This is a genomic window from Niastella sp. sgz303648 (genome assembly GCF_059587045.1).
Genome location: NZ_JCAPSW010000026.1, coordinates 82,652 through 105,212 on the forward strand (window position 1 = coordinate 82,652; position 22,561 = coordinate 105,212).

The 22,561-nt window shown below is 39.1% G+C and carries 29 protein-coding genes; 6 read left to right on the plus strand and 23 right to left on the minus strand.

The window, feature by feature from the left end; all coding sequences use genetic code 11:
* Window positions 1–30: 30 nt before the first annotated feature.
* The 21 genes from AC59IL_RS37085 to AC59IL_RS37185 form a co-directional block, all read right to left on the minus strand.
* Window positions 31–1,086 (minus strand): hypothetical protein, encoded by a 1,056-nt coding sequence (locus AC59IL_RS37085; protein ID WP_496557304.1) that lies wholly within the window; start codon window positions 1,084–1,086, stop codon window positions 31–33.
* A gap of 7 nt (window positions 1,087–1,093) precedes the next feature.
* Window positions 1,094–1,255: a hypothetical protein gene (locus tag AC59IL_RS37090; protein ID WP_496557305.1), complete on the minus strand. Its 162-nt coding sequence runs from the start codon at window positions 1,253–1,255 to the stop codon at window positions 1,094–1,096.
* Window positions 1,256–1,258: 3 nt separating this feature from the next.
* Window positions 1,259–1,918, minus strand: coding sequence for a hypothetical protein (locus AC59IL_RS37095; RefSeq protein WP_496557306.1), 660 nt, complete (start codon window positions 1,916–1,918; stop codon window positions 1,259–1,261).
* 13 nt (window positions 1,919–1,931) lie between these two features.
* Window positions 1,932–2,156, minus strand: a complete 225-nt coding sequence (locus AC59IL_RS37100) for a hypothetical protein (protein WP_496557307.1) — start codon at window positions 2,154–2,156, stop codon at window positions 1,932–1,934.
* 75 nt (window positions 2,157–2,231) lie between these two features.
* Window positions 2,232–2,831 (minus strand): hypothetical protein, encoded by a 600-nt coding sequence (locus tag AC59IL_RS37105; protein WP_496557308.1) that lies wholly within the window; start codon window positions 2,829–2,831, stop codon window positions 2,232–2,234.
* Window positions 2,832–2,850: 19 nt separating this feature from the next.
* Window positions 2,851–3,825: a peptidoglycan-binding domain-containing protein gene (locus tag AC59IL_RS37110; protein WP_496557309.1), complete on the minus strand. Its 975-nt coding sequence runs from the start codon at window positions 3,823–3,825 to the stop codon at window positions 2,851–2,853.
* 9 nt (window positions 3,826–3,834) lie between these two features.
* A complete protein-coding gene (locus tag AC59IL_RS37115; protein WP_496557310.1) occupies window positions 3,835–4,527 on the minus strand; it encodes a hypothetical protein in 693 nt (230 codons plus the stop codon).
* 60 nt (window positions 4,528–4,587) lie between these two features.
* Window positions 4,588–4,770, minus strand: coding sequence for a hypothetical protein (locus tag AC59IL_RS37120; protein WP_496557311.1), 183 nt, complete (start codon window positions 4,768–4,770; stop codon window positions 4,588–4,590).
* 2 nt (window positions 4,771–4,772) lie between these two features.
* Complete coding sequence (locus AC59IL_RS37125) at window positions 4,773–5,588, minus strand: hypothetical protein (RefSeq protein ID WP_496557312.1); 816 nt, start codon at window positions 5,586–5,588, stop codon at window positions 4,773–4,775.
* Window positions 5,589–5,593: 5 nt separating this feature from the next.
* Window positions 5,594–5,905 carry a hypothetical protein gene (locus AC59IL_RS37130; RefSeq protein ID WP_496557313.1) on the minus strand — a complete coding sequence of 104 codons (312 nt, stop codon included), beginning with the start codon at window positions 5,903–5,905 and terminating at the stop codon, window positions 5,594–5,596.
* Complete coding sequence (locus AC59IL_RS37135) at window positions 5,902–6,381, minus strand: hypothetical protein (protein WP_496557314.1); 480 nt, start codon at window positions 6,379–6,381, stop codon at window positions 5,902–5,904. Before AC59IL_RS37135 ends, AC59IL_RS37130 begins: the two co-directional genes overlap by 4 nt.
* Window positions 6,378–6,758, minus strand: coding sequence for a hypothetical protein (locus AC59IL_RS37140; protein ID WP_496557315.1), 381 nt, complete (start codon window positions 6,756–6,758; stop codon window positions 6,378–6,380). Before AC59IL_RS37140 ends, AC59IL_RS37135 begins: the two co-directional genes overlap by 4 nt.
* 76 nt (window positions 6,759–6,834) lie before the next feature.
* The gene (locus AC59IL_RS37145; protein WP_496557316.1) at window positions 6,835–7,554 is read right to left on the minus strand and encodes a hypothetical protein; all 720 of its coding nucleotides are present in this window, start codon (window positions 7,552–7,554) and stop codon (window positions 6,835–6,837) included.
* A gap of 54 nt (window positions 7,555–7,608) precedes the next feature.
* Window positions 7,609–8,238 carry a hypothetical protein gene (locus AC59IL_RS37150; RefSeq protein ID WP_496557317.1) on the minus strand — a complete coding sequence of 210 codons (630 nt, stop codon included), beginning with the start codon at window positions 8,236–8,238 and terminating at the stop codon, window positions 7,609–7,611.
* 37 nt (window positions 8,239–8,275) lie between these two features.
* Window positions 8,276–10,207 carry a hypothetical protein gene (locus AC59IL_RS37155; RefSeq protein WP_496557318.1) on the minus strand — a complete coding sequence of 644 codons (1,932 nt, stop codon included), beginning with the start codon at window positions 10,205–10,207 and terminating at the stop codon, window positions 8,276–8,278.
* Between the two features lie 19 nt (window positions 10,208–10,226).
* Window positions 10,227–10,709, minus strand: coding sequence for a hypothetical protein (locus tag AC59IL_RS37160; protein ID WP_496557319.1), 483 nt, complete (start codon window positions 10,707–10,709; stop codon window positions 10,227–10,229).
* The gene (locus tag AC59IL_RS37165) at window positions 10,706–10,894 is read right to left on the minus strand and encodes a hypothetical protein (protein ID WP_496557320.1); all 189 of its coding nucleotides are present in this window, start codon (window positions 10,892–10,894) and stop codon (window positions 10,706–10,708) included. The genes AC59IL_RS37160 and AC59IL_RS37165 overlap by 4 nt, the downstream gene beginning before the upstream one ends.
* A 42-nt stretch (window positions 10,895–10,936) precedes the next feature.
* Window positions 10,937–11,074: a hypothetical protein gene (locus tag AC59IL_RS37170; protein WP_496557321.1), complete on the minus strand. Its 138-nt coding sequence runs from the start codon at window positions 11,072–11,074 to the stop codon at window positions 10,937–10,939.
* A 111-nt stretch (window positions 11,075–11,185) separates the two neighbouring features.
* Entirely contained in the window at window positions 11,186–11,737 is a 552-nt protein-coding gene (locus AC59IL_RS37175) for a hypothetical protein (RefSeq protein WP_496557322.1), read from the minus strand.
* A 279-nt stretch (window positions 11,738–12,016) separates the two neighbouring features.
* Window positions 12,017–12,244, minus strand: coding sequence for a hypothetical protein (locus tag AC59IL_RS37180; protein ID WP_496557323.1), 228 nt, complete (start codon window positions 12,242–12,244; stop codon window positions 12,017–12,019).
* 128 nt (window positions 12,245–12,372) lie between these two features.
* Complete coding sequence (locus AC59IL_RS37185) at window positions 12,373–12,837, minus strand: helix-turn-helix domain-containing protein (protein ID WP_496557324.1); 465 nt, start codon at window positions 12,835–12,837, stop codon at window positions 12,373–12,375.
* A 333-nt stretch (window positions 12,838–13,170) separates the two neighbouring features.
* On the opposite strand from AC59IL_RS37185, the gene AC59IL_RS37190 reads away from it, so the two are divergent.
* Both AC59IL_RS37190 and AC59IL_RS37195 read left to right on the plus strand, forming a co-directional pair.
* Window positions 13,171–13,563 carry a helix-turn-helix domain-containing protein gene (locus tag AC59IL_RS37190; protein WP_496557325.1) on the plus strand — a complete coding sequence of 131 codons (393 nt, stop codon included), beginning with the start codon at window positions 13,171–13,173 and terminating at the stop codon, window positions 13,561–13,563.
* Window positions 13,560–14,453 carry an IS3 family transposase gene (locus AC59IL_RS37195; protein ID WP_496557326.1) on the plus strand — a complete coding sequence of 298 codons (894 nt, stop codon included), beginning with the start codon at window positions 13,560–13,562 and terminating at the stop codon, window positions 14,451–14,453. Before AC59IL_RS37190 ends, AC59IL_RS37195 begins: the two co-directional genes overlap by 4 nt.
* Before the next feature lie 533 nt (window positions 14,454–14,986).
* Here the strand turns inward: AC59IL_RS37195 and AC59IL_RS37200 are convergent.
* A complete protein-coding gene (locus AC59IL_RS37200; RefSeq protein WP_496557327.1) occupies window positions 14,987–15,847 on the minus strand; it encodes a HEPN domain-containing protein in 861 nt (286 codons plus the stop codon).
* A gap of 412 nt (window positions 15,848–16,259) precedes the next feature.
* Here AC59IL_RS37200 and AC59IL_RS37205 point away from each other — a divergent pair, with 412 nt between their 5' ends.
* From AC59IL_RS37205 to AC59IL_RS37220, 4 genes are all read left to right on the plus strand, one after another.
* Entirely contained in the window at window positions 16,260–17,516 is a 1,257-nt protein-coding gene (locus AC59IL_RS37205) for a hypothetical protein (protein WP_496557328.1), read from the plus strand.
* A gap of 32 nt (window positions 17,517–17,548) precedes the next feature.
* Window positions 17,549–18,388, plus strand: coding sequence for a hypothetical protein (locus AC59IL_RS37210; protein WP_496557329.1), 840 nt, complete (start codon window positions 17,549–17,551; stop codon window positions 18,386–18,388).
* A gap of 25 nt (window positions 18,389–18,413) precedes the next feature.
* Complete coding sequence (locus AC59IL_RS37215; protein ID WP_496557330.1) at window positions 18,414–19,325, plus strand: HEPN domain-containing protein; 912 nt, start codon at window positions 18,414–18,416, stop codon at window positions 19,323–19,325.
* A 221-nt stretch (window positions 19,326–19,546) separates the two neighbouring features.
* The gene (locus AC59IL_RS37220) at window positions 19,547–20,659 is read left to right on the plus strand and encodes a hypothetical protein (RefSeq protein WP_496557331.1); all 1,113 of its coding nucleotides are present in this window, start codon (window positions 19,547–19,549) and stop codon (window positions 20,657–20,659) included.
* A gap of 310 nt (window positions 20,660–20,969) precedes the next feature.
* On the opposite strand, the gene AC59IL_RS37225 is transcribed toward AC59IL_RS37220, so the two are convergent.
* Window positions 20,970–22,561, minus strand: a 1,592-nt coding sequence (locus tag AC59IL_RS37225) for a GmrSD restriction endonuclease domain-containing protein (RefSeq protein WP_496557332.1), incomplete at its 5' end; no start/stop codon positions are given.

Sequence of the window (22,561 nt, forward strand, 5' to 3'; positions counted from 1 at the left end):
GTAGTTGGTGAATTAATCTATCGAGAGGTGTTAAGCAGGTATAGTTTCAGCTACCCATGTTCCTACAACAGCAATCGTTACCCATTGGTCAGGAGCAACTAAACATAAGGTAACGGAACTTCCTGCTTGGTTAGAAGTGAGTGGATAGCCACCACTAGTTTCATTCTCTGCAATGCGAATGGTGCCGGTATCGGATTTGGTTCTAATATGAAAGGGCATATCATGTGCCGCATAAAATGTAAAAAAGCTGCCTACGGAAGTTGAAGCCAGCGATAAAACAATAGGATGTGTTGCCTCCAAGTTGGTATAAACAGCATTGCCAGTAAATGATTCTCCTACATCTGCGTCTTCCGAAAAATGAGTTACAGCTTTCATAAAACCGGCTGTAGCATTGCAGTTAAAATCGGCAACAGCATCAGAAAGGCTTGTTCCATCCGCGCCGCCATAAACCAACTTGCCGTTATCCTGAAATACAAAGGATGCTTTTTTCTTAAATGGAAAAATATATAAACCGTTGTCACGTCTTATAAGAGCAGTATAGTTTGTATTGCTATTGGCAATGCAACCCATTGCAAGAACTGCGGGAATGCCAGTTCCACTACTACTATCAGTATTGAACTCGCCAACTATTTGTATGCCTTCTGCACCCAAAGACGTGTAATTCACACGGTTTGATTTCAGCTTTAAGGAAAAGCCATTGGTGTTGATTTGCCGGTTATTTATAAGCGTGGCTGCACCCAACGTTGAATCAACGGCTTCTCCCAATACTACTGTGTTATTTTCAACAGATAGCCCATTATTGGCCGCAAGCTGTGCCGACCCGCCACCGCTTGAACAGGAGGCGCAAACACAATTGGTAACATAGGTATTCAGTAAATCACGTAAGGCAGTGGCAGAAACTGCGACCGGCACAGTCACATCGGAATAATTCAGGTATAAAGTAGTGAGCGGGTCGCCCTGGTCTATTTTAATAACAGAACCAGAAAGTAAAGAAAGTTGTACAATTTGGTGCTTCATAATCAGCTTTTCACCGCTGTCACTTACAATGCGAATGCTCGCGCCATTATCATAAATCTGGTAAGACATACTATTACTATTTTTTATTTCTTTCAACTATAGTTTCTCCAATGATGGAACCTAAAAAGCCACCCAGCATGATGTAAGGCGCTACATCTTTGCTGGCACTTTTGGCATACCAGTAAGCAAGCAGCGACATGATGAGTGTGGCAGATGAAACAATTGTTTTTTCCTTCATAGTTTAGTGGTGGATTAAAGAGCCTACAGTTATACCCGATAGAATAATTAAACCAATGGAAGCCAGCTTACTTTTTAGCTTGTGTCGTTTGATTTCCTTTTTAAAAGCATTATTCTGATCTAATAAAGTCTGCTGTTCCTGTAACGACTGGTTGAATGATGACTTTAAAGACTTGTAATCTGCCTGCTGTGTTTCAATGGTAGAATCTTTAACTTTTATCTGCTGTTCCAGGTTTTGTGTTTGAACCTCCTGTAAACTATCCTTCTCATTACTGGAAGCGATTAAATCTTCAACTTTCACTTTAAGGGAATCACAATCGGCCAGTACTTCGGCTGTATCAGTAACCGCAGTTGGCTTATCCAATAACTCATACACCTGCCTTTGCAGTTCAGTATTCCTTTTCTTTGCTTTTTCAAGCGAAACCCTGGTCGTTGCCAGTTGTTTTTCCAAATGCAGGCTGCTCGCGCTTAGAGAATCAATTTTTTGCTGGTAATGTTGTTCATTAACCTGCGCCTGTTTTTGAATAGCGGAAGGTTTTACAGTTGGCTTGGTTGTAACATTGTCTGCATCGTGACCACAGCCCTGAAATAAAACCGACAAACAAATGCCTATTGTAAGGCCCACTAATAAAAAAATGATAGCTGTTACTTTGAATGGTATCATAGGATAAAGGATTTTAATTGTTCTCGTTATTTGTTTTTTTCTCAATGGAATAGCCAAAGCATCCGGCTCCTACTAAACTCACAAAGGAGTAAAACATGGATTCAGGTACTTCCAACTTAAAAAACTGCCGGGCAATCCAACTGATAATGATTACCAGGATGAATATGGCAACGGCAACTTCCCGAAGGCTGTAACTGCCGTTTTTATCTTTGAGTAGTTGCTTTAAAAGCATTTGCATAAGATTAATCATTTAAAAGGTGATAAGTGAAATATGCAGTGGCAGCACCAACTGTTATACCGGTCAAACTGAACACTAATTTTTTTTTGATTCACGCGTCAGTGCCCGCTGATCTATTAAAGTATAAGTGAAGTTATTCCCGTATAGCTGCTTATGCCGATCACATAGCTGCATGAATACCTGGAAGTCGCTGGCACTGGCAAACACCTGGCATCCCGCAGAATATTTGTCTATATATTTTGTGGTGCCGGTTTCAGCAGCCCGGTGAATGTTGATACCAAACAGTCCGGTATCTTCTTTACCGTTCAAAAAATCAAGCACTGCCTTACGATCATAATCACGTAGCACAGTAACCGGTCTTTGTTGAACCAGTGCCAGGTACTTACCCCGGTGCATCCCGATCATATGGGAATTAATGTATTGGCCCTGCTTTAGAATGGCTGTACCCTGTGGATTCAGTGGGTTTTCCAGCCAAAAGGTTCCGGGGTCTGTAGTTGCTTTAAAACTGTGCAATTGTGTTTCTCCGCTACTGGTTTTATAAAACACGCATATCAGGTCATCAAAGCTGTTGGGTGTAGTGCTATCTGCGCGAATGCCAACAATATTAAGTTCGTTAGGGCGCGAGAAGGTCTTATACCTCTTTTGTAAAAGGGTAGCCTGCAAAACTTCAAGCATAGGAATGTGGTTTTAAATGTTATAAATATTGTACTGCTTTGGTGGGAACAAGAAAGTATTTGCCACGGTTTTCAAATAATGTGTAGCCCAATCGCCTACTGATCTCATTGCCAAGTACCATACGGGCAGGAACACGTACACATTGTTTAGCATTCATCCAAACGGAGGTAGGAATAATGGTAATGATAGCTACACCACCAATACCAGACAGGCTCCATTGGTTGCCGTCATATTGCAAGCCAATGCGTAATAGTTCAAACTTGATCTTTTGCTTTTGATCGGCACTGTTAAATACGTTTAGTAACGCATTAACTATGGTTTGGCGAACGGCACCCAGCCGGTAGGTTTTGAACACTTCATTGGCAGAAACATAGTCGTCTTTCGTTTTCATCTTTTTAAGTAACGACATTACCTTATTAAAATCCCGGTTAAAGACCGCGTTAAAGAGTTCGGTACCCAGGGAGGAACTGGAGCCACTGCCTGATGAAGATTCCGTAAGTACATTGAAAGTGCTTTGGTCAATGCTGGCAGGTAAACCCAATTTTTTAAGGGCTGCCGCCATCTCAGAACCAAAGTCTCCATCGGCACCATATTTCGGTAAAATGGATTTACCATACTTGCTGATCAGTGCTTCCTGCAACTGCCTCACCTGTTCCCCCTTGCTTCCCCGCTTTAAAGGAAATGCCGCAGCATCTGTACTGCTTTTTTTAGCAGGTGAGGAAGAACTTCCTTTAGGTAATGGTTTTGATGCTACCACGTTTGATGATGCTTCATCAAAATTGATGCTGGCGCTTGCATTGTCAGCACCGGTTTTTAATAGATTATCCAGATTACTGGTATCGGCATCGGTACCAGTACTTCCAGCGCCGTTACCTTTTTTCTTTTTGTAGTATTGCCAACCGAAGTAGCCAAGTATTCCGGCAGCGCCAACCGCAACGGTAGTAAGAATGATTTTTTTCGCTTGATGTTTATTAGGAGCGTTGTGTGCATTCATAAATTCGGATTATGCTTTAGGTTTATTACTAATGATCGACATCATCGGGCCATACTCCCAAAATTCCAGTTCACCCTTCAGGTCGCTAATCAAATCATTACCATACATGCTTTTATAAACAAGGGCTACCTGTTGAAAAGCAGCTTGCGTTGGTATCTCCATAAAAACCGCTTTGATGGCCGGCTCGTCCGTTCCAGGGAATATGCCATAGGTAATATCAAATGCAGCTTTCAATCTTTTTGCCCAGGATTGATATTGTGCCAGTGATAAACGCGCAGTAGTAAGGGTATTGCCGCGATCGGGTTTTGCAGCAAGAATGGCAAGCATTTCGTTATACTCAGTGGTTTTCAATTCGTCTTTTAAATCCCGCATCAAACTGCTGCCTTTATACAATTTTTCATAGGAATTGATTACTTTCTTAAATTCTTCTTTGCTGGGAATTGACAGTATAACCGATCTTACCGCATCCATATCAGTGCCCGGCCAGCCATTGTTCTCAAAAGCCATCTTCAGCCGTTGGGCGTAGTCAGCCGCACTGCCTTCCTGAAAGGATTTCTTTTCTTCACTGTTTGACACGGCTTTTCTTATCAGGCTGCGACCAATAAAAAAACTTCCACCCAATACCACTACACTGAGTAACGTGTAGCCGATCTTTTCCTTAAGGGTAAAACTATCGTCGGTATGGGTGGAAGGATTATTCATAGAATAAGGATTGAAAGGTTAATCAATAGGATAAGGATTAATCAGGATAAGGATTAACAGTTAAACGCCCAGGTACTTTTTGGCTAAAGCGGTTTTTACCGGGTCGTGTTTTACAATATGGGCCAGCTTGCTCAGTTCCTGGGCCGTCAGTTTGGAGGCCAAGATGGTGAGCGCCGCCATCTTTTGATCTGCATCGCTCTCTTCTTTCGCTTCAATCGTTATATCATACTGATACTTTTGCATGGTTAAACTGTTTGAATGTTTAAAAAATCGGCTACTTTTTTAAGGTTCGTTTTGTCCTCACAAAACTTACCAATGATGTGCATGACTGTTACCAGTTCATCCTTGTCAAAGGCTGCATCCATTTCCCGTAACGTGGAGAGATATGGCAAAAGATCAGGGCTTACCTGTGGCTCCGATTGGGATTCTTCTTTTTTCTGGAAGCTGGCTTGCCCTTCCATCGGCCCACTGGCAGGAAGTTCCTTTGGTGTATTACCCGCTAAGCCACTTAAACCGAACTGAGAAAGCACATCAGCATGTTTTTCAGCCAACCGGCCTATTACAGCTACTCCAAACTCCAAAAGATTCAGGTTTTTAACTTTGTATTTATCATTGGAAGCTATTTCCAACCGGTTTTCTAGGTCTTCAATGTATTGCTCGGCTTCTTCCAGTTTTGTTTGCGTTTCTTCCAATTCCATTTTGGTGCGCGTGTATTCGTGTTCTTTATCACGTGCATCTAATTTATCCTGAATGATATTATCTATATCGCCAAGCGTGCTGCTTGATTTTTCAGGTTTATTTTGCTGCACATAAAAACAGTACTGATCATTACGGGGCGTACTCGCAGAGTTATAAATAAGAATGCGAATCTTTTCGGTGTCCTCATTCATATAATACTCATACTGATCAAAATCCTTCGGGTCTTCCGTTTTAGGAACTACTTTGAGGTTATCGACAAATATTTCAAATGTCCTGGGCTGGCCTTTCGCGGCCATATCTTCTAAAAGGTGTTTGAGTTTATCAATTTTGAGCTGATCAAATTTGTCATTGGTTACTGGCATAGGGATTAGATTTTAGGAATTACTTGAATAAATCGAACATGATTAAAAAAAGCAGAAAGATTGGTTATAGTTAATTTACCACGGTGTTCATACTGCAATTCACCCGTAAGGGTTTCGGTCAAATCAAACAGCCCCACATCACTTTCCACCCGAATATCACCCGGCGGTTCTACCAGGTAAAAAAGTTGTGTATGTGCGGCGAGTTCTTGTTGTTCACCCGGTTTTAAATGCAAGTGCCTGAACCGTAAATGGTAGCTGTGAATGTTCAATTCACACATCCTTTTGGGTATGTATTCTAAAGCAAGATTGATGGTCATGGCACACATTTTTCTATCCACAAATACAAGTGAAACGTGTATTCCAGTGACAGGTATGCACCCACGCCCCAGCTATCAACAAAATATCCTTCAACAAAAGCAGCATTACCGCTTACATTAAGAGACAATTCTTCGTTTTTGCGTTTATGCGTGTATATGGCCGGTTGCCACTGGTTAGCGATGTAGAGTTCACTGCCTGCCATATTTATGTCTTCCATACAATCCACCTGACAAAACACGCCTTCGTTACCTGGAATTTGCAGGGCAAGTCTACCGATTAGTTTACCTGACGGCATCTGAAATTCAGCCCCATTATTAAGTACCATATTAATTATTGGCACGCCTGCTGTTTTAATAGCGCCATATTCCAGCCCTACAATTCGCACCGTGTCACGAGGCAACCGCATTTGAAAATATACCCGCTGGCCTATCAGACTTATAAACAGCGTTTGTACTATGGCTTCTTGCTTCATCATACTTCTTCTATTTCACAGTCCAGGTAAATTGACACTCGATACGGGTCAAAAGCAATAACCGGCGTATTGGTATCGGTATAGTCAATTTTCACTTTGAAGTTTCCAGGCTCTTTGCCACCTAAATTGTAATATCTGTCATTGGGACTTACATTGATGCCTGACATGAGCAGCTTGCTTTCGTATCCTTCGGGAAAAACTTCGTCCCGGTTGATCTCAATTCTTTGCGAACCCCGGTAATACATCAGGTCATCTCGTGAGGAAGTGAGCAGCAAACCATGAATGAGTACAATGTTTTTGTCCAGGTCAAAGGTTTGTGACACTATGCCACCGCTCCCTGGTACGGCAATATCAAAGCGTTTTTTTATTCGTTTACGCATACAATTTTTTTTAAAATGCGGGTGGCCTTACGGGGCCAACCCGCATAGCATGAAAACCCCTATCTACATGAAAAGCCTAAGCTGTGGTTCCCGTTCCGTGCAGGGCTGCGTATATGTAAGTATTTGCCGCAATACCAGTCGTTGAACCCAAAGAAATGGTCAGCTCAATGGGCACATCATCTTCTATAAGCCTGGGGTTTGCGAGTTTATAGTAACCCATTGGAACAAAGTGCATGTTACTTGTCTTAAATACATAGTTGCCGGTTTCAGGAAGAATGATCTTTTTATTGGCTTTCAGATCAATTTCACCGTTGATAATGGCCGGGAAACTTTCAACTGACTTATAATCGGTGGCCATGACGTTATCTGTAGTCGCATCGGCAGAGGTACCGGCAAGTAACACCAGGCCACTTACCAACAACACCTGATTTTTTTGCAACTTCGCATTTGAAATGTTCCGTAATCCGATCATCCGGTCATCCTGCGGCTCGAACATCTTGATCGTTTTACTGTTTACCGGCTTAATGGAGTAAATCAGGGAATCGCACAATCTGAGTGTTCCATTGCCTAAACCTTCTTTGATATGTGCAGGCAATTCAGCGAAGAATTTCTCCATTTCTGCACGCGAACCACGGCTCGGTGTACCCGTGTTAGATAACTTGTTTATGGTTCTTTGCCTTTTTATCGGGTTCATTCGTTTAAGAGCACCCAGTAGTTCGGTATCATCAATAGCATCCAGCCCTATCAATGCACCGCTGTTGTTGTATTCTTCCAATCCTTCAAATATTCCTAACATGATTTTAATTTTTTTACGATGAATAGTATTGTTTCGTGGCAGATGATCTAATTACTAATACAGGCGTTCTTCTACATCGGCCAATTCACCTACTGGTTCCAGATCGCCCACCAGTTCCAGATCAGGGCCGGTAATTTGCTGTTGGTATGCAAGCGCGCTATCGGCCAACTGTTGCTCAATGTCATCGAGTGCCGCCAGATCACCCATGCTGTCGCCGTAATTAAAGTATTGAACATCGCCAACATCCTCCGTTCCAGGTATAGCGCCTACAGTAGTTGTAGCTGTCTTTTTCTTTAGAAACTTGTCGATATAAAATTTCTGTGCGAATGAATCACGGTAAGCGAGGACGCGATCTTTTATACCATCCATGCCATCCATACCGTCAACACCATTTACTGAAGCATTTTTTTGAAAACCATTGGAAGCCATCAAACCAAGCCCAAACAGTTGGGCCAGCCGGTTGCCGGAGTAGTGACCAATACCGGTAGTAAGGATACCAACCAGCAGCGATGGTTTGCCGATTGCTGAACCCACCAGGCCACCGCCCAGTACACCTACCAGAAGATCTTTGCCGGTTTCAAATACCGTGTTTTTTACATTGCCCTTTGCGTCAAACCCATCGGCAAAGCCTTCGAGGAAATGCTTTTTACGGGCATGCCGGGCATATTGATTTTTCTTAGCCATATTGAATTTTTAAAGAGTGAAAGATTAAAGGGATAGCCTACATGAGAGCTACAGGTGATTTCTTTTGTTTTTTTGATTTTGACTTTCGTTGATAGTTTTTTCTTTTACCGTTGCCTGTGCCGGAAAGATGTGGGCCAGGTGAATTATTATTTTGTGGTTTATGATGTCCAATTAGTTTTGAAACAATTACAAGCAACCCAATGCCACCAACACCAATAGCTACCGGCTTAATCCAACCTTTATTTTTCTGCCAGAATGATTTTTTATCATCCGGGCCGCTGTTATCGTTTTTGTTTTCTGTTTTGTCGGGTATTGGCGTAGCTACTTTTTGTACCTGCAAGTTTTGAGTAACCGGTGCGGGGGTAGATGCAGACGCATCATTATCCTCATCCGTTGAATCCTGATCACTACTATCGCTGTCAGTATTTGCAGATTGGGTAGTTGGCTTAGAAGCGGGTGCTTCATCAGCGTTACTATTGTCGGAAGCGGTGGCCGCTTGTTGGTTCGTTGTCATTCTTGCTGCAAACCGGGATGGAGTGGCTGGCTGCTTCGCAGCCTGTTTATCATTTGCATTGTTGTCAGAAGGAGGGGCCGCATCCCCCTGGTTTGGCGTAGCCGATTGCCCGGTATCAGCGGGTGGATTGGTTTCAGCCGCATCGGTCTTTTCTTCGCTAGTATCTCCCGAACCTTTTCCGTTGCCCTTAAATATGTCGCCGATCTTTTTTAGCGAAGCAACAATACCGGTGATCACACCCATTGCTGCGGTCACGGATGCCATCGTAACCGGTTCGCCCAGTTCACCCAACCCCTGAAACCCATCCATGCCTTCAATGTTTTCTGAGTGGTAAATGTCCGGCCCTAATAACTGTTCAAGCGGTGTGCTGGTACTCAGATAATCCACGCCATACAGATCAATATCGCCCAGGCCATGCACAGCTTTGTCCTTATTACCCTTGCCGTTCAGCATGGCCTTTTTTAAGTTCTGCGGTTTACCACCTGCGCCGTAAAAAATGTTTTCCAGTTTTTCACGCACTTTTACCAGTTTGGCGAACCTGGCGGGGTCGATACCTTGCTGTGCTGCCTGTTGCTGTGAAAGATAGCTCCAGCGCAATCTTTTGGCAACGTTCATTATATTCAGCTTCATCGCGGCCAGTATCCCATTGCGCAATAACACCGTGGCGGGATTAATTTTATTGATCTTGTTGAGTAGCTTTCCAAAAAATTTCTTCTTTTTCTTTTTAACAGGAGGGTCGGACGGCTCGGAAGATGAAGCAGGCGACTGGCTACCGTTACTGGCGGCTGTCGCTTTCATCCGTTTCATTAAACCGCCGCTTCGTTTAGCGGCCATGCTGCGCCGGATGATCTTGCCAAGTTCATCCATTCCATCACCACCTCCTTGCAACGGCGGTTCGCTGTCAAAACCACTCAAATACTGTAAATCCATAGGATAATCTTTTTTTTCACTGTATGGTACTTCAAAATCAAATTGATTGGTCACACAATCAACCGTTATGGTTGTTCCGTTTTTAAGAGGCACGACGGGGTAGATGTGTTGGAAGAAATCCGCGCTATACCGGGTGATTCTTAGGATATGTGGAATGCCCAGGTTGTTCAGGATACTGGATATAAACACAGAATAGCAATCACAATCTACCCCTGACCCTCTGTCGTGCCAGGTTCTTGCCGGGCTTCTTATCTGTTCATAGCCCCTTTTGTCTTTTTTATATTGAATATGCCAGTACACGAAATACCATATCTCTCTACAGGTATCATAAACTGAATCTCTCTTTAAAACCTGCGCTATCGCTTCCGTTTGAGAAAGTGTCTGGTACACCACTTTGGGAATAAGCGCAATGGTATCTGGTAGTGTAGCATTTCTTTTTACAGTAAACACCTTTGCATCAGCCGGAGGGAAATACCGGTCATATTCAACACCGCTTCTTATATTTCTCTTTTTGGTAGCTTCCATAGGATACGGATTATCGTCTTTATGTCTTCAATGGTAATTCCTGTGTGTCTTCATAATCGAGCTTCGTCCATCCCAGGTTAATAATGGTTTTAACCGTGGCGCTTACCTTTACAGGTTCCTTGTTTTTTAATGCCTTCACCAATGAGATGGCTACAGAAAAAACACTTGTCAGCGGAATGGTAACCATAATCTGTTCAATCGTTGCCTCACCATATTTAGGAATGGTTATATCCTTATTGATCACCTGCGAGGTTCCGATCACCGCATTTTTATACTTGATCTCAACAAAAGGAAATTTGATTTTAAAGCTGGCCGTGGTGGGATTTTTAAGTGTTACATCAATACGGATAACCAACCCGGTCAAACTTAAAGAATGCAATTTCACTTGTGGGATTGCAAGCAGGTAATCCTTCGCTTTCTTTAGCGCTCTAAAGTAGCGGTACCCGGCTATGACTGCTGCACCGATCGCGGTTCCCGCCAGTACCTTTGTTAGTGTATTCATTGCTTTGGGCGTCTTTTTCGATCTATGTAATCGGCAGTGAGTTTATAACCCAGCCAGATAGCGCCGCCAATAGCAGCCTTAAAAGCATAGTCTAAAAGCCCGGCGACATCCATGTTGGCAAGCAAAATGCAACCGGTAAGGAATATGCTGCTGGATGGATTGTCGGCGTGGAAATAGTCTTTCATACGCTTTTTTTATGCCCGGTTTTCCAAAGAAAATTGGACTTGTTAAAAAATCTCTTTTTTGTTATTAATATAATAGGGCATACCAAACCTGCCTACCATGAAGCTCACCTGCTCTGCATTAAAATATTGTCCCTTTCTCTTACCAATCTTTTTTTTATGTTGCTCTATCCAACTTCTCATAGTCCTGTAATTCAGATCGAAAATCGTGCAGAGGTCTTTCATACGATAAGGCTTAATAATCAGGAGCCCATTTTCATCAAAGTATTTTTTAGGAGGTCGTGCTGACATAGATCAAATTGAATAAAGATGATTAGAGGCGTATACCTGAAAAAGCGTTAATAATCCGGGCGTTTGCTTCTCTATAAAATAGTTTTTCCAGTAGTAGAAGTTCTGCGGAGTAGGTTCCTCACTGTATTCAAGTACCGCCTCAGCCAGCGCCTTTATTTCTGTTTTGTAAAGTGGAAGTGATTCACGTACAGTTTTGATCTCATTATACCATTGTTTGGTACTTGCAAAGCCATTTCCATTTTTTCGGTCGAGCCAAACAGAAGGCAGGATATTACCGTTGTCCAGGTAATACCTTGCCAGCAACACCCTCTGGCAAAAACTAAGAAATGCCGTGCAGGGCGTTTTTGAAAGTTGTAGGAACTCCCGAATACTTTCTTTAGCGGCATCAATTTCTTTGGTAGAGAATAGAGAACAGTTCCATAAAGAAGAATAGGCAAATGTCCAGGCGGTATCTACGAGGTGTGAAAGATCGGTCGTCTGCTGATCTTTATAACCTTTAACAACTTTTAACGTAGGCTGATAGGTGCGTTGAAATTTTTTGCTGTGTTGTCTCATTGTATTTGTTTTTTCGTTTGTTGATCACATTGACAACACAAACATACGATGCCTCTTTTGCGCACTTGGACACTTTCGTACATTATTGACAATTTCGGTACAACCTCGTACATAGTCGTACATTATTGTACATTAATGCAACGATTTACAATTTTTTGTTTCCCGTGAAACCAAATAAAATAGGCGTTGCACAATTGCAACGCCTAACTAGGTCTATCAAACGCGTTATATAATTATGGAGTACTGCTTTCCGATGAAGTCACTAAAGTATATGATTGATCAGTCATCTAGTTCTTTTTGAGAAGGCAGGCCGAGTAGTTCAAATATTATCTCTACTTGAAGCACTGTAAATAATTGACCAGTTTTTTTCCCTATAGCGTTTCTATGCTCTTTCAACCAGCCGCTCATAATACGGCGATCAACACCATATATAGCAGCTAATTCTTTTACATTGTAAGGTTTGATTTCAATCAGTTTCTTAGCGTTGAGATTTGTTTTGTTTTGCATGACACACGAGTTTATATGGGTTAGGGTATAAGGGGTTAGTGCTTTTATATAATTATACGTGTAATTCTATGTATTCGCCTACTTCAAGAGCAAGAACAGCCGAAATTTCCAAAACGCTCATTTCGGTTTTAGAACGCGATATTCAGAAAGAAACTGCCACATAAGTCTCGGTTGCTCCGCTGGTATATCCAGCTCCACTGATTCACGGCGGCTTTATTAACAGATTGTTGCCCGTCGGATGTCTCTAATATCGGAATTTTTGGAACTTCTTTTTTTAACGCCCTGGTCAGGGATTGCACATGCCGTTGCATGATGTTGCACCTGGCCTCTATGGAGGCAAGTATCTTTTGAAAAACATTTACTCGTTTGCGGTAGTTAAAATTGGGGGGATAAATATTACCAGATTGGTTAAAAAACACGGTAGCATCAGCAATCTTAAATACAGTATCCTCGGGGATACCGATCTCAGCCCTTTCGATTTTTGAGAGGTTTGCCGGTGGTAAGCCAATCCTTTCTGCTAATTCTGCCTGTGACCATCCACGGGATTCCCGCGCAAGGATAATCATGGCCTGATTAATAGTTTTAGAGGTCATGGGGTTGGGTCATTTATATAGGGACAAACATAGAGGGTCTATTTTTGTAAAATCAATAAATCAATTTCACAAAAAGATTCATTTTATTAATAAGCACTGATAATCGAATGCTTATTTTCCATAAATTTTTAGTAAACGTCAGCCCAAATGAAATTTGATTTAACTAACGCTGTACTCAATTTTTCCCTACGCCGGTACCAGTGCAACATTGGAGATTGATTTATCCACTGGTATGTTTGATTCCTGGAGATATTGAGATAAGGTTGGAATAGTTTCTGGAATTGTTCTACATGTCTTGTCCTGAATAGGGTTTACACATTAAAAGTGTAAACAATGCAAAAAGTAACAGGAAACAAGAAAAAAGCCGGTAGAAGATTTACCCATGACATGTCCTTCATCCGTGCAGTGGTACGGGAATACCAAACATCAGATTTAAGCATAAACGAGCTGGGCCGAAAGTATGGTCTTGGCAACACACAGGTTCAAAAATGGATACAGCGGTTTTCTTCCGAACTTTCAGACCAAATTATAGCGGTAGTATCACCTATGACACCTGAAGAACAACAGCAATTAGAAGTACTTAAAAAGCAGAATGAGGAACTTTTGAAAAGGCTCGAACTGGCTAATCTGAAAGTCACAGGTCTGGAAATGATGATAGATATTGCCGAGGATGAGTTAAATCTTGACATCAGAAAAAAGTATGGCACCAAACAGTCAAGCGAATGAAGCAGTATTATCCACACCTGGGCTGGAAGATAATCTGTGGACTGTTTGGTAAGACAAGGCAAGCCCATTATAAACTCAAATGGGTTGAAGACAAGCTCGTTTTAAAGCATGCAATAATTATTAAAACAGTAGAAGAAATGAGACATAGCATGCCGCGATTAGGTACTCGAAAATTAAAGTTTATACTTGATAGCAAATTGCAAGCACACAGTATCGTAATTGGGCGGGATAAGCTTTTTGATTTGCTTTCTGATTACGGCTTGCTGGTTCGCAGAAGAAGAAAAAGAAAGACAACTACAACCGATTCTGAGCATCCATTCAGAAAGTATCCTAATTTGATAAGAGATCTTTCCGTTACCAGACCAAATCAGCTCTGGGTAAGTGATATAACATATATCGCATTAATCAATAACTACTGTTATTTGAGTCTTATAACGGACGCTTATTCTCGCAAAATCGTTGGTTATTGCCTATATCCAACACTTGAAAAGGAAGGCCCCTTAAATGCTTTACAAATGGCATTAGGCGTATTTCCTGGAAAGCCAGGTAAGGCATTAATACATCATTCCGACAGGGGACTGCAATATTGCTGCAAGGATTATATTGATATACTTGTACAAAATAAAATATCAATTAGTATGACTGAAAAGGGCGACCCTTACGAAAACGCTATTGCAGAAAGAGTGAATGGGATATTAAAATCAGAGTTTAGTTTAAGCAGAACATATAGAAATTATGATGAAGCTTTAACTGCCGTCCAAAGTGCGATTGTAACATACAATGAACAGCGTCCTCATGGAAGCTGTGATTATCTAACTCCTGAACTGGCTCATCAGAAAGAGGGTGTATTACCCAAAAAATGGAAGTCTCGAAATGAGCGAAAACCCTAATAAAGGTTTTTTAAGGCATATCACCGAATGCGTAATACAAAAATACCAGCCACCATAAAGGAGCTGGTATAAATAGCATTACGCTATCGGATCAAGCTATTCCTTCTACAGTTGCTCCTCAGCAGAGCTGTAGTCCGCTTCACTTGATTATGCAAATCTAAGGGGTTACATTTGGACTTCCTGTAAACCAAAAACAGGACTTAGAAATACCCCTGACAACCGATATCAGGATTAAGAAATAGGGTGTCAACTTACACCCGGATTAACAAACCAACGTGTAAACTTATTTCAGGACGATACAACAGTAATTTAAAAATAATTGTGGAGCATTTGTGCAGCAGTTAGGATTTTAACTAATTTATAAGGGAGTAATTGGGAATAGAATACACTTGTATTAAAAAAACGGGGATAGTGTTAAAATAAACGCTCCCGAACGGGATTTTTGCCGGTTTTTATCTTTGAAAGGCAGGAACTACATATGCAAATACCATACAGGTTCCTGTTATACCTTAAAATAGTAGCAATAAGTGACATTATTTGATAGATGCAATTTTACTCTTGCAAACCCTTTCGGTAATATCCTGTAACATTTTTACTTTTTCGATCAAAGCGGTCAGCTCTTCTTCGGTTATAACGTATTTATCGTTATACCTGGCATCAACATATGCCTTCTTCAGTAAAGTAAATAAATGGATTTCGTTTTTTGAATTATTCGGGAACACTGTCAATAATTCAGGCGAAAATTCCCTACTCATTTTTAACAGCTTGCCTAAATTATGTGTCTTTGGTTTATACCCTGTATACACCAATATCATGGTATTGTAAAATCCTTCGGCTGATTGATGTAATAGGAAAACCGAAACTTTTAAAGAATGCAGTACGTCTTTACCATAAATACTATGTGCTAAAAAATCTTTTCCATTACTAAAATAAATATCAAAATCCCGTTGAGCTATTTTTTTTCTTTCTGTTGCCGATAATTCCTTTTGCTCAGCAAGTTCAACACTTCCTGCATCATAAAGTAAAATACCTTCTTTCTTTATATCTGTAAAAAAGTATTGCCCTTCTTCTATTTGCCGGTTCACGTAATCAATGCCATGTACAATAACATTAACAGGTATTGAGGTTAAAGGCTGCGATTTTGTTTCTGCCAGCTCCTGTATTTGATGCTCTGGTCTGTTATCTCCCTGCCTGGTTGCTACTAACAAATCATAATCACTAATATACTCATAGGTTATATGTCCTTCCATGTGTACATCTTCCTGCCATTTACCAGTTGCGTAGCTTCCAAACAGAATGATTTTTTCCGGGCGAACCAGTTGAACAATACTGTCGGTTATACTCTTTAGTTCCTCTTGTTTGTCTTTTGGTAAATGTGTTATAGAAGTCTTCACAGAAAATTTTTTTTATGCAAAATAGTTTTTTTTATCTTTAAGGAACATATTGCTATGAACCAGCGGTTTTAACGCCCTAATAACTTGTAGCAATATGGACGTTAAACTTACTAAGCAACTAAAGGGCTTTTATTGGGGCTTTTTAGTGTCTTACTTACCCAGTCAGTTTTCCTGCAAAGGCAGGAAAAAGCCAGTTGAATTGCTTTCAATGCCGAATATACGGCGTTCCCTTCTATTTTCAGGTTTTCAACTTCGATTTACACTTTTTTTTCATTTGAATAACACAGAAGCACCGTGAAGGTCATGTAAGCGGAGCATGGAAAATTAATTTTTCCTGCTTCGCTTTTTTCTTGTCCCCTACTGGTTTAATTCTCTCCAAAAGCAATTAATTAATTGTCTTAATGCCTGTTCTATGCCTGCAAATAAAAAAACGAAACAAGAGCGCTTTGCTTCTAACCCTTTTATGCTTCACCTGGATGATGAACCGTATGAACTAATCGCAGAAGGTCTAAAAAAACAGGTTGACGAAAGTTTACAGAAAAAACGTAACTGGTCTTATCCAACAATTAAGTTTGTCTCCCTTACTGATCAAATATTAAAACTCCGCATTTCAGATGAAGAATCCTATGAAATGACTGTAAAAATTGAGCCATATAAGTTGCATATTTCATGCTCCTGTGGTTCACCGGTTCAAACCTTATGTATCCACACCTTCCAGACACTGAAAAAATTAATCCTGTTTGAGAATACTGACTATTTTAAACGGTTTATATCAAATGGTTTAGTTGAAATTGCTTTAGCTAATAAGAGACATTTTAAGGTAAAGCGTACTACTACAGGGCTATATATACAGCCAGCGCATACGCTAGGAACTATTTATAAAATAGCGGATAAAATAGGCGACTGCAATTTACATGGTGTATTGAATTTGCCACAGGAAACAGTTGAACAGGAAATGATGCGGCTTACTGATCTTACTTACATTATACTTTATTCTTCCAGAGATAAATATTTCCCTTTTTTGCTACCCTGTGTGGGGATACTTAACAAGGCAGGAACCGATATAAAAGGATTTTACAATTTCATTACCGCCCCGCTCAACGAATACGATGCCTATTTAACAAATGAACAGAAAGAGTTAAATTCTCTATGCCTTGACATGTGGTTGGAAGCTAAAAATCAAAGTGGTTCAATAATTACATGTGACATAGAACAAACCAATTGTGCAGTTAATATTTTCAATCTTTGGAATAAAGCTATACCAGTATTGCGTCATCAACCATTTGTATACCGGTATAACTTTTATCACAAAGTTCAATTAAAGAATAGACCGCAAAAAGGTAGGCTACAGCGTATATACCTTTCGAGAGAAAAACCTTATCTGCATTTCCAATTGATTGATAACGGGCCATTTTATCAGTTAGAAATGAAGGTTTCTATTAAAGGGAATACGCTTCGACATTTCGATGCAATATCAACCTTCTTCATTTGCAAAGACAAATCCCTGTACATGCTTTCCTCTTTAAAGGATATTGGTATTACGGAATGGATGCGCAGACACAATAATTGTATTACTGTCTTTAAAGAACATTTTAGTGAATTTGAAAAGGAATATTTAGAACCGCTTTCTAATAATTACCGGCTTGAAATTATTCCCTCAAAAAAATAACCATTACCTCACTTATACAACTCTTAACAATTATGGAAGCAACTAATGATACCATTCAGCAGGAAATAAATTCTCCTCAACCCATCAAAAACCCCTTACTGCCTTTTGATGATGATTTTCGGCTACTGCGAAATGTCAAAGAAAATATTTCAGGTGTGTTGAGAGTAGCATTTACCTGGTCTTCGTCCGATAATTATATATGTAGCTTATGGAAGGTGTTACAGGCTGCTATCGGAAATGAAATGAGCGCTTATGAAAAAGGGCATCGGCGAATCGGTCTACTTAAATTTTACGATTCCCTTTTACCATTATTAGAAGCATTAAACGCCATTAATGAAACCAATAAGATCATTGAGCAAACCGGCGACCAACAACAAAAATCTATGGCAGAAACTGACCTTTCCATACCACCGAAGATTGTGATACAGGAGTTTTGCAGGTCGTATGCCTGGGAGTACTGTAGAATGGAATTATGGGACTGGTTAGATGGTGCTAATTCAAACGATGACTTTTATAAAGTAGGCTTAGGCCGTTCCTGTTTACTAATAGAGTATCAATGTATACATGGCCTAATAGAAGCAGCTTACTTGTTGAATAGCGAAAATGAAGAAAATATTTTCCGTAATGGCAAAGAAGAAACTAAAAGAGAAACCGATGCCAGAGTATCTATTGAATACTTTTTCTTAAATAATCCATTAATACAAGCAAAAGCCATGATGCAAGAGTTTTATTCAGGCTGGGTTCATCACACCGCTGAAGTTGCAGCCCCAAAAGAGCATTCAGAAAAATTAATGTTTCATGATTACGTAGTGCAACTTTTCGATGAACTGCATAATGTAGTGGACACCCCAAATGATATTGAAAACGCCTAATTAAAAACAACAACAAACATTTCTTATGCACATTTACGGTCAACATAACAAAATAGAGTACCACACTAATATCTTTTTAAATGAAGATGAAAACTATAGGGATATAAAAGACTGGAAGGAACGGTTATTGACAATAATTCAACAAATACCGGAAACAGCAGATACGTTGAAGCCAATTATCCAATTTTTGGTTACGACTGTCGCCCCAACAAAAATATACAGGGTGGAGAACAGGAGTATTAAAGGCGACACAACCGAAAAATATATAGACCTGCTTCTCGTAATTCCTAACAAAAACAATATTCCCTTTACAGAACTTGAACCAATTATAGAAATACCCTACCTAAAAGAAAGTAGGGTTGTTTGTTCCCTGCATAATGAAGGCGTTGTATTGGGGGCGCTTAGGAGCGGGCACATTTTTTATACTTTAAATTTTACTGCTGAAAATCTTGTTTATGATGATAAAGTAGTTACTTTCCCAATAACTTCATATGAAGCAGTACAGGAAATGAAACAAAAAGCACGGGAAATATTTTCTCAGCACTTTGAAAGAGCAACAAACTTCTATTCCTGCGCAGAATATTTGCACCAACGACACCCCGGCAAAATAATACCCTTCTTACTGCATCAAGCAACAGAATTTACCTATAGAGGGGTTTTAATGAGCTTGAATGGATATGATAAGCGGACGCATGACATACATTCCCTAAAGAAACATACCAGGCGTTGCGCTCCACAACTGAGCACTATCTTTTCACCTGATGTTGAAGAAGAAAAACGCCTTACATATCTCCTGGAAAAAGCATATTTAGAATCCAGGTATGAAAACAACTATGCCGTAAATGAAAACGACCTTACTGTATTCTTTGAGAAACTAAAGTTATTACAAGACGTATGTAAAGAGCTTGTAGAAAAATCAACCGAACCAACTGCCTAAAAATGATCTGATCATTAAGACATTTTTTTCTTATTATTTTTAACCGTTCTCTATTTTGGAACAATTAATCAGCCTCCTGCTTATTACAGGGGGCATTTTTTATACCTTCCAGGATAGGTAAACCCTATTATTTTGGGGGCAGCCGTTAATAGATGGAGCCGACAAAACAAAATATAATTAACTTTATATATTGATTAATTTCAAATTTTTATTTAAAACTCATGGAAATCGATCCAACAAAGTTTAATATTAAGGGAGGTGCAGTACACCCATACTTAAAAGTGGTACCCGAAAAAAAACAGTATAAGGTTTATGAAGGAGCTTTTGGCGTTGATAGATTTCAATATTTTGAAATTCCATCGAATTCTAAAATTGGAAATGCGTGGGCAAATTTTTATGATAAATATTATATAAGGGACGAATACAGGCATAACTATTATGAAGAAGCTGGAAATATTCTGGAATTAATAAAGAATGATAAGGACGTAACAAAAATAAATGGATTGGATGCATACTATAAATATTGGTTAAGTCATGATGAGGCAGAGAAATTGAAAATAGGCTTTAACGTTATACCTCATTTCTATGCATTGAAAGAATGGTACGAAATAAAATTGTCAAATTATTTAGAAAAGAATAAACAACACTTTCTAACTGACGAAGTAAAAGACGTATGCATCCAAAAATGGATAAAAGATTTAATCACACAAATTGAAACTTATTTTAACGGCGCTAATCATTCCGGAACTTATTCTATATTGAGTATGGCACATGCAATAGAGTTGGCAAAATTTTATAAGTGGCTTAAAGAAGAAAAGCAACAAAAAATGTATATATCAATTGATGTCTCCTCTAAAGCTGCTTTTAGCCAACTTTCAAAATACCATGACACTATAAAAGAAATTACGAATCGTAGCCAGCATTATGGTAACGCTCTAAAAAGGAATGCAGAAAATACAATGAACTTTGCAAATAATTTCAAATTCTCCAAAACTAATGAAAAACAGAACGAGGCTTCAATATCGCCCAAACCATCTATGGATTTGATTCCAGAAACGAAAATGCAATTCATTTTACAATTGGTAGAATGTTTGGGAATTACTGAAAATGGAAATTCTGTTCTTGGGGAACGTAGAAAAGGGGCTATTAGGGGTGTTGTAGAGGCATTAAGGGAAACCAATATTTTACCAAATCAAAGTTTGGACTCCTTAATAAAAGCTGTTGCATCTAAAATTAACCTAAAAGTGAAATCTAAAATTGACTGGTCAAAAACTTCCGAGGATTACAAAGCGAAAGCTGCAAAATATATCCAGCAAAATTATAAGGTCTTATAAGGTCTTATCCCGTTGACCTTATAAGTCGTTATACTTAATTGGACTTTCGCATGATAAATAATATATCATATGCGTAAAAATGAAAAGTTCAATTTCAACTTTCTTGGAATAAAATTGGAATGTACAAACCCTAGTGGGGCTTCTATCTTGATGCTTTTAATACTTTTAGTATTTATAATTTTTATTTTAAGGAAGTAATTTAATAGGCATGATTGAAATAACAGAGGTTAACTTTCCAGGAACAATAAAAATTTTCCGTAGAAATATTTTCAAAGGGTATGATATGCATGGGAACCAAATACTTTGATTGCTATTTAATAAATTGAAGTTTGTAAAGTTCGTCTGCAATTTTATCTGCACGTAAACCCCAAAATTCTTCAACATTATCCTTTACCAAAGCTTTGTAGGCATTTAAATCAATAAAAACGGCTTCGAATTTATCAATATTTGAATTAAAGTCGAGTTTAAAATTCTTTATTGCCGTGCTTGGCGAATTTGCTTTCCAACTATTATTTGAATTGGCTGTAAGAGGCATAAGATTTGCAAAATTGTTTTCAGAAATGTGCTCCAATGCACTATGGGCACCCTTATTATGCCTACACCAATCCTTTGGAAAGATATGATGCAACTGAACTTTTTTCCCTTTTTCAATAAACCTATCTAATCTTCCCCCGTCAATTAAATCATTTTTAGCACGAGAATTAATTAATAAAGTAATTCCTTGTGCGAGTGCGCCTTTTGTTTCTCCATTCTTCACTAATCCAATAAGGTCTTCTTTTGTTTTTGCTTTAAAATCAGATCCAAAGAAAGCTTCAATGTCTTCATTTATCTTTTTTACCCACTCTTTTTCTCTGTTAATAATATGTTTTTTCAAAATTTCATCTAAGAATTTCAAATCAACTGTAAACTGTGTTAAAAATCCCTGGTCATATCTATTAGTTAGTGTATTTCTCCAAAAAAATGCTTTATAGACTTTATTTAGTTCTTCAATGGTATAATAATCAGTTTGTAGTCGAAATTCCAAATTCCATCTAAGAGATAAATACAAAACAATTTGTGCAGGATAAGGAATTTCGTTTAATCTAAAATCTGCATTAAATATATTCAAAGATAAGTCACTAGTGTAAGAATCAATTTTTGCAACATTATTATCAAAAATACTGTAAAAAGAAAGAGGTGTTTCTATTAAATCTTTTCCCTTTATACTTGAAACGATTTCCTTACTATTACTCTTTGTGGGTTCATTTTCTAATATATAGCATCCCGTTACAACTTGACATAAAAACTCTTGCCTACTATCATCACAAAGCAAGCCAAAACTGTTAAGGTCGCTATATTTTTTAAAATTATCTCTCAAAAGGAAACTACCGGCACTTTCGCTAAAAAGCCTATTATGAATTAAATCAAATGTAGAAACTTTTGTTCCAGTTGTATTTAATACATCAAAGATTTCGCATACCGCGCCTAAATCAACTGATTCTGGGATTTCTGCAATGGGTATTTGAAACGTTTTATAAATACTATCAAGAAATTTAATGGAGTTACTTCGCTTATCTCTTATTTCTCTCCCAGGAAATTCACCTGTTGGGTAAATATCTTGATCGTTTATTTTTTCTAAATAATCGCCAAGCTTTTGAAAATCCTTAAAAGGAATAATCCCTCTTTTTACGCATGTTGCTAATGTTTTTAAATCCTCCTTTAATATTTCCTTTTGTTTTTTATATACTACTATATTAGCTTCGTTATTGTCTGAAAAAGCATCAATATCAATATACCATTCACCTGAAAAAGAACGTCGTTCATCTTTGGCATGAAAGCCGCCAAAAACCATAGCTAAAGTAGTTAACCGCTGTTTCCCAGTAACCATTCGGTCCTTGACGTTACCAGGCGAATAAAGAAGTC

Excerpts from the sequence above, each read along its gene's own strand:
- AC59IL_RS37085 (WP_496557304.1), bottom strand. The coding sequence starts at position 1,086 with ATGTCTTACCAGATTTATGATAATGGCGCGAGCATTCGCATTGTAAGT.
- AC59IL_RS37090 (WP_496557305.1), bottom strand. The coding sequence starts at position 1,255 with ATGAAGGAAAAAACAATTGTTTCATCTGCCACACTCATCATGTCGCTG.
- AC59IL_RS37095 (WP_496557306.1), bottom strand. The coding sequence starts at position 1,918 with ATGATACCATTCAAAGTAACAGCTATCATTTTTTTATTAGTGGGCCTT.
- AC59IL_RS37100 (WP_496557307.1), bottom strand. The coding sequence starts at position 2,156 with ATGCAAATGCTTTTAAAGCAACTACTCAAAGATAAAAACGGCAGTTAC.
- AC59IL_RS37105 (WP_496557308.1), bottom strand. The coding sequence starts at position 2,831 with ATGCTTGAAGTTTTGCAGGCTACCCTTTTACAAAAGAGGTATAAGACC.
- AC59IL_RS37110 (WP_496557309.1), bottom strand. The coding sequence starts at position 3,825 with ATGAATGCACACAACGCTCCTAATAAACATCAAGCGAAAAAAATCATT.
- AC59IL_RS37115 (WP_496557310.1), bottom strand. The coding sequence starts at position 4,527 with ATGAATAATCCTTCCACCCATACCGACGATAGTTTTACCCTTAAGGAA.
- AC59IL_RS37120 (WP_496557311.1), bottom strand. The coding sequence starts at position 4,770 with ATGCAAAAGTATCAGTATGATATAACGATTGAAGCGAAAGAAGAGAGC.
- AC59IL_RS37125 (WP_496557312.1), bottom strand. The coding sequence starts at position 5,588 with ATGCCAGTAACCAATGACAAATTTGATCAGCTCAAAATTGATAAACTC.
- AC59IL_RS37130 (WP_496557313.1), bottom strand. The coding sequence starts at position 5,905 with ATGACCATCAATCTTGCTTTAGAATACATACCCAAAAGGATGTGTGAA.
- AC59IL_RS37135 (WP_496557314.1), bottom strand. The coding sequence starts at position 6,381 with ATGATGAAGCAAGAAGCCATAGTACAAACGCTGTTTATAAGTCTGATA.
- AC59IL_RS37140 (WP_496557315.1), bottom strand. The coding sequence starts at position 6,758 with ATGCGTAAACGAATAAAAAAACGCTTTGATATTGCCGTACCAGGGAGC.
- AC59IL_RS37145 (WP_496557316.1), bottom strand. The coding sequence starts at position 7,554 with ATGTTAGGAATATTTGAAGGATTGGAAGAATACAACAACAGCGGTGCA.
- AC59IL_RS37150 (WP_496557317.1), bottom strand. The coding sequence starts at position 8,238 with ATGGCTAAGAAAAATCAATATGCCCGGCATGCCCGTAAAAAGCATTTC.
- AC59IL_RS37155 (WP_496557318.1), bottom strand. The coding sequence starts at position 10,207 with ATGGAAGCTACCAAAAAGAGAAATATAAGAAGCGGTGTTGAATATGAC.
- AC59IL_RS37160 (WP_496557319.1), bottom strand. The coding sequence starts at position 10,709 with ATGAATACACTAACAAAGGTACTGGCGGGAACCGCGATCGGTGCAGCA.
- AC59IL_RS37165 (WP_496557320.1), bottom strand. The coding sequence starts at position 10,894 with ATGAAAGACTATTTCCACGCCGACAATCCATCCAGCAGCATATTCCTT.
- AC59IL_RS37170 (WP_496557321.1), bottom strand. The coding sequence starts at position 11,074 with ATGAGAAGTTGGATAGAGCAACATAAAAAAAAGATTGGTAAGAGAAAG.
- AC59IL_RS37175 (WP_496557322.1), bottom strand. The coding sequence starts at position 11,737 with ATGAGACAACACAGCAAAAAATTTCAACGCACCTATCAGCCTACGTTA.
- AC59IL_RS37180 (WP_496557323.1), bottom strand. The coding sequence starts at position 12,244 with ATGCAAAACAAAACAAATCTCAACGCTAAGAAACTGATTGAAATCAAA.
- AC59IL_RS37185 (WP_496557324.1), bottom strand. The coding sequence starts at position 12,837 with ATGACCTCTAAAACTATTAATCAGGCCATGATTATCCTTGCGCGGGAA.
- AC59IL_RS37190 (WP_496557325.1), top strand. The coding sequence starts at position 13,171 with ATGCAAAAAGTAACAGGAAACAAGAAAAAAGCCGGTAGAAGATTTACC.
- AC59IL_RS37195 (WP_496557326.1), top strand. The coding sequence starts at position 13,560 with ATGAAGCAGTATTATCCACACCTGGGCTGGAAGATAATCTGTGGACTG.
- AC59IL_RS37205 (WP_496557328.1), top strand. The coding sequence starts at position 16,260 with ATGCCTGCAAATAAAAAAACGAAACAAGAGCGCTTTGCTTCTAACCCT.
- AC59IL_RS37210 (WP_496557329.1), top strand. The coding sequence starts at position 17,549 with ATGGAAGCAACTAATGATACCATTCAGCAGGAAATAAATTCTCCTCAA.
- AC59IL_RS37215 (WP_496557330.1), top strand. The coding sequence starts at position 18,414 with ATGCACATTTACGGTCAACATAACAAAATAGAGTACCACACTAATATC.
- AC59IL_RS37220 (WP_496557331.1), top strand. The coding sequence starts at position 19,547 with ATGGAAATCGATCCAACAAAGTTTAATATTAAGGGAGGTGCAGTACAC.